This is a genomic window from Dorea sp. YH-dor226 (assembly GCF_039832105.1).
Taxonomy (GTDB): Bacteria; Bacillota; Clostridia; order Lachnospirales; family Lachnospiraceae; genus Dorea_A.
Window position 1 is genome coordinate 130180 of the sequence record NZ_JBDOHS010000005.1, and the last position, 12160, is coordinate 142339.

The following is a 12160-nucleotide window of genomic DNA, read 5'->3' on the forward strand; positions in this document are numbered from 1 at the left end:
ATTATTCTTCTCCTTCCTCATCTTTTTCTGCCATATTTGCATGAAGTTCATGCCAGTTCATATTTTTCTTATCCAGATACTGTTCAACCTGCTCCAGATGTTCATCATCAACATTAATTACAAAGATTCCCATCTTGTCTCCCTGATACTCCTGGATCTGTCCGTTCAAAATTGGAAATACATAATGAAGATCTTTTGACATCTTTCCAAAAAACTCCCCATCCTGAATTCCGTTTACCAGATGTGCAATCTGAATATTATGACCTGTCTGCGGAAGCTGCAGTCTCTCCTCGCCGAGAAGTCTTTGCAGAGATTCCGGTTGTCTGATAAAGATCTCCTTTACCGTACCCTCATCTGCAATTTTTCCATGCTCCAGGATACAGGCTTTATTGCAGGCTTTTCTTACAACTTCCATCTGATGCGTCACGATGACGATCGTTATGCCGATTTTCTGATTAATCTCCATCAGAAGGTCGAGAATAGAATTTGTAGTCTTAGGATCCAGAGCCGATGTTGCCTCATCACAAAGTAAAATTTTAGGATCCATAGTCAACGCCCTTGCAACAGCAACTCTTTGTTTCTGTCCACCACTGAGATTTCTTGGTCTGACATTCATCTTATCCGTCAGTCCAACCAGTTCCAGCAGGCTTTTTACCTTTTTATCGATCTCTTCCTTTGAATATTTCCAGCATTGCATCGGAAGAGCAATATTCTGATATACGGTCTCACGTTCAAGAAGGGAAAACTGTTGAAATATCATGCCAACATGACGTCTGAATTCTCTTAATTCTTTTTCTTTCATATTTTTAATTTCACAGCCATCCACCATAAGGCTTCCCTCCTGGTATGATGTTAATCCATTGATACAACGCAATAACGTTGATTTTCCGGCACCGCTGCGTCCTACCAGTGCATAGATATCTCCATCTTCTATGGTAAGATTAATATCTTCCAAAACACTGGTTCCATCTTCCCATACTTTTTTTAAATTCTTTATTTCAATCAATGTTCTTCCTCCTTATTCAACACTCTAACTATTTTATTGATAATCTCCCTTCATTTCATCATTTACTCTTCCAATATTCTCCAGCGTGATTGTGCACAATGCACAATCTGTACTTTTGATTTTTGTGCACTTATTTATATTATTAATAAATACACTGTGTATATTTGCATTATCTATAGTACTTGACTCCATATTACATTCACAATAACCGGTAAAATCCGCTCCTGCAGAAAAAAACACCCATCTTTGCGATGAGTGTTTTCATTTTCTATTCAAGCATTTCAATAAATGCGGCCATTCTTGTATTCAGTTGTGCGACATCTCCCTGCGAGTAATCGGTAACCACATCCAGATAAGGAATGTGCTTTTCTTCATTGACAAAATTACGTACACTGATAGATTCCATATGTACAGAATGGCAGCCGGTCAGGATCATCTCCACGACACCATCGACTTTAAATTCATCAATCATTCTTCCCAGAAGTTCAATACGATGATCATTCGGTGTCATAATTGCACAGCCAATGGTGAAGTATTTTTCTGCAATCGCCTCATAAACATCCGGATTGTTCTCATCCACCTGCTTATCAATCACTTTTGCACCTGTACAGTTTTCAAAAGCTACTACTACACCACCGTTATCCTCGATTGCTTTCACCACTTTTTTGGAGTCTCCTCCGATCGGGCATCCTGTGACCAGAATACGGGGTCTCTTTTCCCGCTTTGGTTTATTCTCGTACTCTTCCAGTATCTGCTTCGTCAAAGCATCAAGCTCTCCCGGAACTTTTTCTATCTCCAGCTTATATTTACTGCCATATAACACATCCAGAAGCTCCATCCCCATGATCGGTACAGGATCCAGCTTCATCACTTCATACAGCCGCTTTAAAGCACTTCTTCTGGCATTCTCCATACGAATTGCCCGTCTGATATCTTCTTCTGTAATGACAACCTGAAATTTTTCTTCCAGATAATGCTGCAGACGAATGATCTCCTGTTTCCAGAGTCCCAGTCCGTTTTTTGATTGTGTGTTCGGCAGTTCCATTACATATACATCTTTAAACTCCGAAAGCATCTCATACATTTTCTTTTTCCCATCACAGGTCGTCTCTCCAACAACCAGATCTGAGAAATAAAAGTAAGGACACTTATCCGAAATCGCAAATCCATAACTTGACTTGACAAGCGGACAGATGTTCTTGGGCAGAACCGTTTCTGCAATCTGAACCGTTTCTTCCGACGAAGAACACAATCCAACCGGAACTGCTCCCATTGCAACTGCTATTTCCCTCGGAAAATAGGAACAGTATGCTCCGATTACGGGAATCTGTCGTTCCTTGAATTCTTTAATCGTCAAAAACGACTTCTTTTTCTGTTCTGCAAACTCTTCAAATATTTCAGGTAATTCTTTTATTACTTCCATTCTGTCTCTCCTCTAATACTATCACCTCTATTCTAGCATACGCATTCCTCAAATCCAATTTATTCTATGTACAAACCATCACTCTTCGATTAGGCACAATGCACAATTATTCCATATTTTCCTGTTCCTGCAGCACGATACTGATCATCAGCTGCCTTGCAATCTTCGGGTCATTGATATCTACTCCCAGTATCTCATTGATCTTGGATAGCCGGTATATCATAGTATTACGATGAATATACAGATGCTTTGATGTCATACTGACATTATTGCCATGCAATAAATACTCTTTCAGTGTATTGTAGAATTCCGTTCCTTTCACCTGATCTTCCTGTTTCAGACGATTCAAAGGCTGTTCCAGATAACGCGCATTTCCTATAAAAGGCGCTGCACAGGAACAGACAATCTGGATGTAATAATCATATTCCTGATGAAGATTCTGTTCCGCATGTGTCTTTTCTCCGATCCGGAGCGCCTGTGTAACCAGAAACTTCTTTTTTTCTATCAGATCAATATCATCAAATATTTCACTGACCGCACATACCATCTCGTAATTATCACACATGTCATTCAGCATGTAGATTAACTTTGCCTTCTGGTCTTCCATATAAATATCCGAAAATAAAGCAAATATGAGATTGTCCTTAATATATACAAAAGAATTCGGGTAAGTATCAATCAGACTGTTTCCTGCTTTCTGAAGCCGAAGCACATGATCTTTCTTTAACTTCAAAACAGCAATCATAAACGGCTTCATCACATAGGCATCATACATCTTCTGTATCTCTTTTCCCCGAAGCCCGTCTCTTTCCTCGCCTTCAAACAGACTTCTTGCAATCATCCGTCGGATGGTAGATGAATGATAATGTACCCTGACACCCTGCCTTTCAAAAATCATCCCAAGCGCCTGGCAAACGATGTCATTCACCTGACCCAAAACAGGCGCATCTTCTAGGTCATCATCCTCCGGAATCAGAATGCAGAAACCCTCTGTATTTCCTTTTACTTCAATCGTATTGACCTCACAGTATTTTTCTTCTGCTTTCAAATGCAGGGATGACGCCTTCTCTCCGGTTTCTTTCACTTCCACACATTGAGATATCAGACTGATGATGGTATCATGTCTGTCCGCTTCTTCCTTCGAAACCGGATTATTATCAGATAATCCGGCTGAAACAGCGAGCACCTTTCCTCCGATATCGACAATCACAAAGGATACTCCTGTATAATCCGCAATCATATCAATAATCTTCTGAATGTTACATTCTGAACTTACCGTTTCAAACACTTTTCTATAACATATATTGATATCAAACTTTTTCTTCATGTGCACATGACCCCGTTTTTTGCAATATCTGCATACTACTTTTCATTATATTCAACGCAAAAAACCATGTCCAATCGGTATTGTCAATAATACGCACTGTTTATAGCTATCATCAATTGATCGTTCCAGAATTATCCCGGGTCAGATTCTTGATCCATTTGTAACTGAAGAACCGGCTGACGGACATCGGTATCTTGATCACTTCATCACTCATCAATATAACATACACGATCTGTACACTCGCATGGAACTTAAATGCCGCAATTGCTCCAAAGATAATCGAAAAGCACCACATTCCTCCAAGGTCCACGACAAGCCCGTATTTTGTATCTCCCCCGGACCTGAGAACTCCCACGATCAACGTTGTATTGATCGACATGCAGAGTGAAAAATAAGACATGACAAAAAACATGAATTTCATATATCCCTGTGCTTCTGCCGATAGTGTCATAAATCTGACTGCAATCGGAGAAGCAATCAGTATCATACATCCACCTGCCAGTCCGGTCAGAATGCTGAGTTTTAAGAACTTTCTTCCATATGCTTTTGCAAGCTCATACTGTTTTTCCCCGATGGTTTTCCCAAGATAGATTGCTGTCGCGTTCGATACACCAAAGCACACAACCAACGCCAGCTGTCTTGCCACCTGTGCAACCGAGTTCGCAGCTACTGCCGCACTGCCCAGATGACCGATAATTGCTGCATTTGTCGATGTTCCTAACCCCCACAAAAGTTCATTGATAATTACCGGTACTGCATACGTCAGGAAATCTTTAAAGAGAATTTTATCGACCTTTACCATGTCACGCACATGGAAATGTACGACTTTATTCCTGTTTTTTGCATACCAGATGACGATCAAAAGCTCCAGTATTCTGGATACCAACGTTGCAATTGCCGCTCCTTTGATTCCAAGTTCCGGAAATCCAAACAGACCAAAGATCAACACGGCATTTAACACAATGTTGGTAAGAAGGGAGATTGCGTATACCACCGTAGCGATCAGTACTCTCTCGATACTTCTCATGGTGTTTAGATAAATCTGTGTGATACACATCAGAATATAGGATAACGCAACGATTCTCAGATATTTCGCGCCTTCTGCAATCACCACTTTATCATTGGTGAAGATTCTTAAAAGTTGTACCGGACACACTTCTGCTGCAATCGTAAAAATGATTCCGGCAGTCACTGCCGCACTCATTGCCATTCCCATGATCTTCTCAATCGAACGGGTATCTTTCTTTCCCCAGTACTGTGCATTCAGAACCGTTGCTCCGGAATTAATCCCGAACAGGAATAATGTCATCACAAACTGAATCTGGCCTGCCAGAGAGGAGCCTGACAGTACTTTTTCTCCCACACGCCCGAGCATCAGTACATCCGTTGCCGTAACCCCCACATTGATCAGGTTCTGCAGTGCCATCGGTATGATCAGACTGAAAACATGCATATAAAAACCTTTCCAGTTGATATTTAACTGATCTTCTTTTTCCCTTTCGGAAGCCCAATTCCCTATCATTTCTGTATCCCCTTTTTGCTCTCAAGCATACTTTTACGATTTTTCCTACGTTATGATATCAAAAGTAATGGGACTGTAAAACAGCCCCATTCTGTAACATGGATTCCATTATATCTTGTTTACCGCTGCTGCCAGATACTCATTGCTGACCTCCGAGAAATTTTCATTTTCAACGGCTTCTGCAAGTCCCGCATCAATCGGCATCTTTCCAAGCACCGGAATTCCCAGCTCTGCAGCCACTTCATCAATATGGCTTTCTCCAAATACGGCAATCTTCTTTCCGCAGTCCGGACATACCAGGTAACTGTAGTTTTCTACGATTCCAAGTACAGGAATGTTCATCTGTTCTGCCATATTGTACGCCTTTTTCACGATCATCTGCACCAGATCCTGTGGTGATGTAACGATGACAACTCCGTTCACCGGAAGTGACTGGAATACGGTAAGTGGAACGTCTCCGGTTCCGGGAGGCATGTCTACAAACAGATAATCTAGTTCTCCCCATGCCACGTCAGTCCAGAACTGTGTCACAACTCCTGAGATCACCGGCCCTCTCCAGATCACCGGATCAGATTCATTCGGAAGAAGAAGATTTACAGACATGATCTCCGTTCCATCCTTTGCAATACAAGGAAAGATCACTTCCTCGTTTCCTCCCGCCTTTTCATGAATTCCATACATCTTTGGAATGGAAGGTCCTGTAATATCAGCATCCAGGATTCCGACAGAGAATCCCTGCTCTTTCATCATTCTTGCCAGGGAAGCTGTTACCATAGACTTACCGACTCCGCCCTTTCCACTGACAACTGCAATTACATTTTTAATACTTGAATACTGATTGGCCGGCTTTTTAAAATCCTGTGGCTTGCTTCCGCAGGAATCTGCATGTGCACAACCGGCACAATCAGATGGAGAACATCCATTCTTCTGCTCTTCTGCCATAACTATCTACCTCACTTTTTAATCTTATTCTTCCACTGCTGCGATCAGTTCCACTTCGCATTTCACACCCTTCGGAAGCGTCTTTACTGCAACGCAGCTTCTGGCCGGTTTGGATGTAAAGTATTTTGCATATACTTCGTTAAATGCGGCAAAGTCTCCCATATCTGCCAGAAAACAGGTAGTCTTCAATACTTTGTCAAAAGATGTTCCTGCAGCTTTCAGTACTTCACCCAGATTCTTGCATACCTGCTCTGTCTGCTCTTCAATCGTCTCAGCCTCAACTGCATCTACTTCCGGATTGATTGGAATCTGACCTGCGGAATAGAATATTCCGTTATGAACATATCCCTGAGAATATGGTCCCAATGCTTTTGGTGCTTTTTCTGTTGCTACTACTTTCATAATATTACCTCTCCTTTGCAATTTCTAATAATGTTTCTTACCAGTTCTTCCACTGTTTTACATTGTACTACCTCTACAGCCGGGTTATCAATAGCTTTTTTCAGTCTCCCATATAATCTGTCAGTTCTCTTCCGCTGTGACTGTACAGATACATCTGTGAATCCTGCTGACAGCGCATGCATAAAGTCCCAACTTCTACAGTGTACCGCGTATGATCATGTATTTCAACATTTTCTCAGATATCTCGATCAAAACGGAAGTTTTTTGTGTCCGGTTAATCAGGAAGATTTCAAATACACTTTATGGGCGTAGCAAGAAAATGTGAACAATTCTCCCCAATCAATCCGAGGTTTCGAATAAAAATATGGAGATCGACGGGCACTGATATGAAATTATTTAGAGAATGCCCAATTATGATAAAAATAAATTGAATGATTTCAAAGGAACGTGAAAAAAGAGGATAAAAACAGAAGAAAATATTGTAAACACCCATCTGAATGCTCCCACCAGAAGTTGATATCCCTGTGCCGATCTTAATTTCCTCTGTTTTGCCTGTCATCATAACATAAAACGAAAGCCGCTGCTCCACAGATAAGTCAATCATCTGTTTTGCAACGGCACATCTTTATTTCTTCTTGTTCTTCTTCCAGTCCTTTTACTCTGCCACGAGTATCATCACAGACCTTGCTCCGATACATATCTGTTCCGACTCCAGTCTGACCGGCACTTCATGAATCTCATGCCCTTCCACGCCGGTATTGACCTCCACTGCCCACTGCAGATCGCCGGGAAGTTCCGGAAGTGTGATATTTACCGTCTCCCAGTATGCATTGACGGCAATATATACAATATCATCCTTCCCGCGTCTTTCATCATATCCCGCCATCATTGCAGCAACGACTCCTGAACCACTGTCATACGACGGATTCCATGCCTGCTCTCCGTGCAGACTTATTTCCGGAAACCCGCACAACGCTTTTTTACACTTGCCATACACTGCAACATGTCTCTTGCGAAAATGAATCAGATGCCGGAAAAACTGATAGATATCCTGATGCTCTTCCAGAAGTTTCCAGTTGAGCCATGATACTTCGTTGTCCTGACAATATGGATTATTATTGCCATACTGCGTATTACAGAACTCATCTCCTGCAAGAAACATTGGTGTACCCCTGCTGGTCATCAATACCGCACATGCATTGCGGATCATGCGGTATCTCAGGCGAAGAACCTCCGGGTCCTCCGTCGGGCCCTCCACTCCACAGTTCCAACTCCGATTATCATTGGCTCCGTCAGTATTGTCCCATCCATTTGCCTCATTATGTTTTTCATTATAAGAATACAGATCATACAGAGTGAATCCATCATGACAGGTCAGAAAATTCACGGATGCATTGTAACCCCGAACCGCAGGATCATAGATATCCGGGGATCCGATCAGACGAAGTGCTGCCTCTGATGCGCTCCACACTCCACCTTTCAGATATTCCCGCATATCATCCCTGTATCTTCCGTTCCATTCCGACCAGCGCCGAAATGCCGGAAAGTTTCCAACCTGATATAAACCGCCGGCATCCCACGCTTCCGCGATCAGCTTCGTATCCCCCAGGATCGGATCCTGTGCCAGCGCACGCAGAAGCGGAGGATTCTCCATCGGAGATCCGTCTTCATTTCTTCCGAGAATCGACGCAAGATCAAAACGGAACCCGTCCACCCTGTATTCTGTGACCCAGTAGCGCAGACAGTCCGTGATCATTCTCTGCACTACCGGATGATTGCAGTTCAGGGTATTGCCACAACCGCTGAAGTTATAGTAACTCCCGTCTGGTCTGAGCATATAATAGATGTTGTTATCAAATCCTTTAAATGAGATAAACAGACCATCTTCATTCCCTTCTGCCGTATGATTGAATACCACATCCAGGATCACCTCTATCCCCTGCTCATGCAGAGACTTTACCAGCTGTTTGAATTCTGTTCCTTCCCTGTTGTACTCCACCGCAGAAGCATAGCTGGTATTCGGGGCAAAGAAGCTTACGGTATTGTAGCCCCAGTAATTCAGCATTTTCTTTCCGTCTACAACCCGGTTCTCGCTCAGTTCATCAAATTCAAAGATCGGCATCAGTTCTACGGCATTGATGCCGAGATCTTTCAGATACGGAATCTTCTGTCGGATACCTTCAAACGTTCCCGGTGCCGTCACATCTTCTGCCATCTTTGTAAATCCGCGCACATGCATCTCATAGATCACAAGTTCTTCCATCGGAATTTTCGGAGATGCTTCCGTCCCCCAGTCAAAATCATCCCGCACCACCCGGGCACGATATCCATTCTTACTGATCTGTTTGCCCCAGACGCTCTGTCCGGTCACTGCCTTGGCATATGGATCCAGAAGGATGTGACTGCGGTCAAATAACAGACCCTTCTCCGGACAGTACGGGCCATCCAGACGGTACGCATATTCAAATTCCTCTACATCCAGTCCGAATACGATCATGGAATAGACATATCCGATCTTATAATTTTTCGGAAATGGTATCACTGCATATGGCTCCGACTCTTTTCTGTGATACAACAGAAGCTCACAGCTGTATGCACTCTTGGAGTGTACCGTAAAGCAGACACCTCCCGGAATTGCGGTCGCTCCATCCACCATATAATATCCGGGCCGTACCCCGAATCCATTGATCCAGTCCAATGGACCCATTTTTTTGTTCTCTTCTCTTTTCATTTGCTTCCCTTTCCCGACTACTATCTGACTGCATTCAGATAGTATACCGCAAGCTGCGTCCTGTCTCTTAACTCCAGTTTTTCCAGAATATTGCTGATATAATTTCGAACCGTTCCCTCACTCAGATATAATTCTGCTGCGATCTCCCGGTTACTCATTCCCTCTGCGACCAGAGAAATCACCTGCAATTCCTTCTCACTGATCTCATGTGCCTCCCAGTCATATACTTTCTTTTCCTGCAAAAGCCCGGGAAGCTTCGATATGATTTCTGTACCGAATACCGTCTGTCCGGTCTGCACCGCCTGGAGTGCCGGAAGAATGCTGTTATAATCCTGCTTCAGGAGATATCCCTTCACTCCATATTTCAAAGCCTTAACAATATACTCATCATCTGAAAACGTCGTCAGAAGCAGTATCTTTGCCTGCGGATATGCTTTCAGAATCTCTCTGGAAGCATCCAGCCCGCTCATATCTTTCATGCGGATATCCATCAAAAGAACATCCGGCCGATATCTTTCATACAGCGCAATGGCTTCTTTTCCGTCCGATCCCATTCCCTCTACCTGAACATCTTCATTCACCTCCAGGATCGTCTTTAATGCACTGGAAACCAGCATATCATCATCTACAATTACGATTCTCATTCATGTCCTCCCTGCTTCGGCACCGTGATAAAGATGCGGAAACCTTCTTTTGCCTGAAACTGTACTACTCCGCCGAGCATCCCGATCCGTTCTTTCATGTTCCGGATCCCGATTCCTCCCGTTGTATCCAGAATTTCCTTAAGCCGCTTTTGCGTCATCGTACTTCCGTTATCTTCCACCACCAGCTGATAGAGCCCCGGATGTTCCCGGACCTGTACCCGTGCGCTCGTTGCATTGCTGTGCTTCATAATATTATTCATCGCTTCTTTCACGATAGAGATAAAGCTGTACTTAATCTCTCTTGGCACATCATATCCCATATCATACTCCAGCTGCACCTCACAGAAGGTATATTCTTCCGCCAGAGATTCCAGCACCTCCTTCAGATTCACAGACTCATCATGAAGGTCATGTACACTCTCCCGCACACTGTTCATAGCGGCATTCAGCGTATCCTCCAGCTGATCCAGCGGTCCCTCCGTAACTTTTTGTGTATTCAGTGCTTTCAATGCCCCAACCATCAATATAGACCGAGACAGCATATGTCCTACATTGTCATGAATCTCTCTTGCGATCCGGTTTCTCTCTCTCAGCGTAGCTGTATAGATCTCATAATCCTGCTTTTCCAGCAGATTTTTGTTCTTCTCTTTTAATAACAGATTCAGTTCCGTGCTGTCATCTCTGATCTTCCGAAGCTTCGCATCCTGCAGTTCATATTCTTTTGTCCTGTACTGAATCAATGCAGTGACCATGCACCCCACTCCCAGATATACCAGAAGTGGTATCTGATCCGGCAGATAAGTCCGGATCAATCCCAGGCCCAATATGATCACAAACAGATACTGCCGGTACACAAGCATACTATACAGGATCAACGGAGTAAACAGCCACATCTGCGGACACACATATACTGCCGCCAGCCACCCGATACTCGTCATAAGCTGCACTCTTTTGCCTTCCAGAAATTCATTCATCCCTGCATAGATCACAGCCAGAAGAAATGCTGCCACCAGCTGTGCACTTACCGGCATTTCCATCAAAGCTATCATGCAATAGACCAGAATGATCGTCTGATCAACTATCTGTTTCATATTCTCTTCCTCAATCTTCATTGATAAAATGACATTTGTCACATTACTTGTGACTCCCGACACTTTCATTATAAACGGCAGAACTTTATACTACAAGTAACAAATCAGGTGAAAATGAATGGAGGATATCTTATGATTCACATTGAAAATCTTGTGAAACGCTATGGCAGTCTGGTAGCACTGGATCATCTGAATCTTGACATCAGAGAAGGAGAAATCTTCGGTCTGCTTGGTCCGAACGGCTCAGGAAAGACAACTGCGATCAACTGCCTGCTGGCGCTTTTAAAATACGACAAAGGGACCATCACCATCTTTGGGAAGGAGATGCATCCTGACAGCTATGACATCAAAAAGGACATCGGTGTCGTCATGCAGAATGTTGCCGTATTCGATCAGATGACCGTCTGGGAAAATATCGATTTTTTCTGCGGTCTGTATATCAAAGATAAGAAAAAACGCCTGGAACTTGTAGAAGAGGCCATCGCATTTACCGGTTTGGAAGACTATCGGAAGATGCGTCCGAAAAAGCTGTCCGGCGGTCTTCTGCGGCGTCTGAATATTGCCTGTGGTATCGTGCACAAGCCAAAACTGATCATTATGGACGAACCAACCGTCGCTGTAGACCCGCAGAGCCGCAACCGCATACTGGAAGGTATCATAGAACTGAACCGACAGGGTTCCACGATCATCTATACTTCCCATTATATGGAAGAGGTTGAGCAGATCTGTACCCGCATCGCGATCATCGATCATGGGCAGGTACTTGCAACCGGAACAACCGAAGAATTAAAGAAAATGATTAAAACCGGTGAAACCATTACCATCGAAGCCATTGCACTGGATGAGATGACTTTGTCCGGACTCCGTGCTCTTCCGCATGTATTCGGACTTACCTATGAAAATCAGGTACTGAAGATTAAATGCAGTGATGCAAGACACAATCTTGTGCGAATCCTGAATTACCTGCAGGAACATGATGTATCATTTGGCCGTGTATTTTCGGAGCTTCCGACTCTGAATGACGTTTTTCTGGAAATCACCGGAAAAGAACTGCGCGATTAGACGGGAGGGA

Annotated in this window: 10 protein-coding genes; 1 reads left to right on the forward strand and 9 read right to left on the reverse strand. The window is 43.4% G+C overall.

The window, feature by feature from the left end:
* Position 1: 1 nt before the first annotated feature.
* From ABE547_RS06325 to ABE547_RS06365, 9 genes are all read right to left on the reverse strand, one after another.
* Positions 2 to 1006, reverse strand: coding sequence for a methionine ABC transporter ATP-binding protein (locus tag ABE547_RS06325; protein ID WP_347377969.1), 1005 nt, complete (start codon positions 1004 to 1006; stop codon positions 2 to 4).
* A gap of 268 nt (positions 1007 to 1274) precedes the next feature.
* The gene (locus tag ABE547_RS06330) at positions 1275 to 2429 is read right to left on the reverse strand and encodes a double-cubane-cluster-containing anaerobic reductase (protein WP_235250353.1); all 1155 of its coding nucleotides are present in this window, start codon (positions 2427 to 2429) and stop codon (positions 1275 to 1277) included.
* A gap of 106 nt (positions 2430 to 2535) precedes the next feature.
* Positions 2536 to 3756: a helix-turn-helix domain-containing protein gene (locus ABE547_RS06335; protein WP_347377970.1), complete on the reverse strand. Its 1221-nt coding sequence runs from the start codon at positions 3754 to 3756 to the stop codon at positions 2536 to 2538.
* 112 nt (positions 3757 to 3868) lie between these two features.
* Positions 3869 to 5278, reverse strand: coding sequence for an MATE family efflux transporter (locus ABE547_RS06340; RefSeq protein WP_347377971.1), 1410 nt, complete (start codon positions 5276 to 5278; stop codon positions 3869 to 3871).
* Positions 5279 to 5386: 108 nt separating this feature from the next.
* Positions 5387 to 6220 (reverse strand): Mrp/NBP35 family ATP-binding protein, encoded by an 834-nt coding sequence (locus tag ABE547_RS06345; protein ID WP_347377972.1) that lies wholly within the window; start codon positions 6218 to 6220, stop codon positions 5387 to 5389.
* A gap of 24 nt (positions 6221 to 6244) precedes the next feature.
* Positions 6245 to 6622 (reverse strand): RidA family protein, encoded by a 378-nt coding sequence (locus ABE547_RS06350; protein WP_347377973.1) that lies wholly within the window; start codon positions 6620 to 6622, stop codon positions 6245 to 6247.
* A gap of 655 nt (positions 6623 to 7277) precedes the next feature.
* Positions 7278 to 9353: a glycogen debranching protein GlgX gene (glgX, locus tag ABE547_RS06355; RefSeq protein WP_347377974.1), complete on the reverse strand. Its 2076-nt coding sequence runs from the start codon at positions 9351 to 9353 to the stop codon at positions 7278 to 7280.
* A 20-nt stretch (positions 9354 to 9373) separates the two neighbouring features.
* On the reverse strand, positions 9374 to 9997 hold the full coding sequence (locus ABE547_RS06360; RefSeq protein WP_347377975.1) for a response regulator transcription factor: 624 nt from the start codon (positions 9995 to 9997) through the stop codon (positions 9374 to 9376).
* On the reverse strand, positions 9994 to 11088 hold the full coding sequence (locus ABE547_RS06365) for a histidine kinase (protein WP_347377976.1): 1095 nt from the start codon (positions 11086 to 11088) through the stop codon (positions 9994 to 9996). Before ABE547_RS06365 ends, ABE547_RS06360 begins: the two co-directional genes overlap by 4 nt.
* 132 nt (positions 11089 to 11220) lie before the next feature.
* Here ABE547_RS06365 and ABE547_RS06370 point away from each other — a divergent pair, with 132 nt between their 5' ends.
* On the forward strand, positions 11221 to 12150 hold the full coding sequence (locus ABE547_RS06370) for an ABC transporter ATP-binding protein (RefSeq protein ID WP_347377977.1): 930 nt from the start codon (positions 11221 to 11223) through the stop codon (positions 12148 to 12150).
* Positions 12151 to 12160 lie beyond the last annotated feature (10 nt).

Bases quoted from the DNA above. Each gene is read 5' to 3' on its own strand.
- ABE547_RS06330 (WP_235250353.1), bottom strand. From the start codon at position 2,429: ATGGAAGTAATAAAAGAATTACCTGAAATATTTGAAGAGTTTGCAGAA.
- ABE547_RS06335 (WP_347377970.1), bottom strand. From the start codon at position 3,756: ATGAAGAAAAAGTTTGATATCAATATATGTTATAGAAAAGTGTTTGAA.
- ABE547_RS06340 (WP_347377971.1), bottom strand. From the start codon at position 5,278: ATGATAGGGAATTGGGCTTCCGAAAGGGAAAAAGAAGATCAGTTAAAT.
- ABE547_RS06345 (WP_347377972.1), bottom strand. From the start codon at position 6,220: ATGGCAGAAGAGCAGAAGAATGGATGTTCTCCATCTGATTGTGCCGGT.
- ABE547_RS06350 (WP_347377973.1), bottom strand. From the start codon at position 6,622: ATGAAAGTAGTAGCAACAGAAAAAGCACCAAAAGCATTGGGACCATAT.
- glgX (WP_347377974.1), bottom strand. From the start codon at position 9,353: ATGAAAAGAGAAGAGAACAAAAAAATGGGTCCATTGGACTGGATCAAT.
- ABE547_RS06360 (WP_347377975.1), bottom strand. From the start codon at position 9,997: ATGAGAATCGTAATTGTAGATGATGATATGCTGGTTTCCAGTGCATTA.
- ABE547_RS06365 (WP_347377976.1), bottom strand. From the start codon at position 11,088: ATGAAACAGATAGTTGATCAGACGATCATTCTGGTCTATTGCATGATA.
- ABE547_RS06370 (WP_347377977.1), top strand. From the start codon at position 11,221: ATGATTCACATTGAAAATCTTGTGAAACGCTATGGCAGTCTGGTAGCA.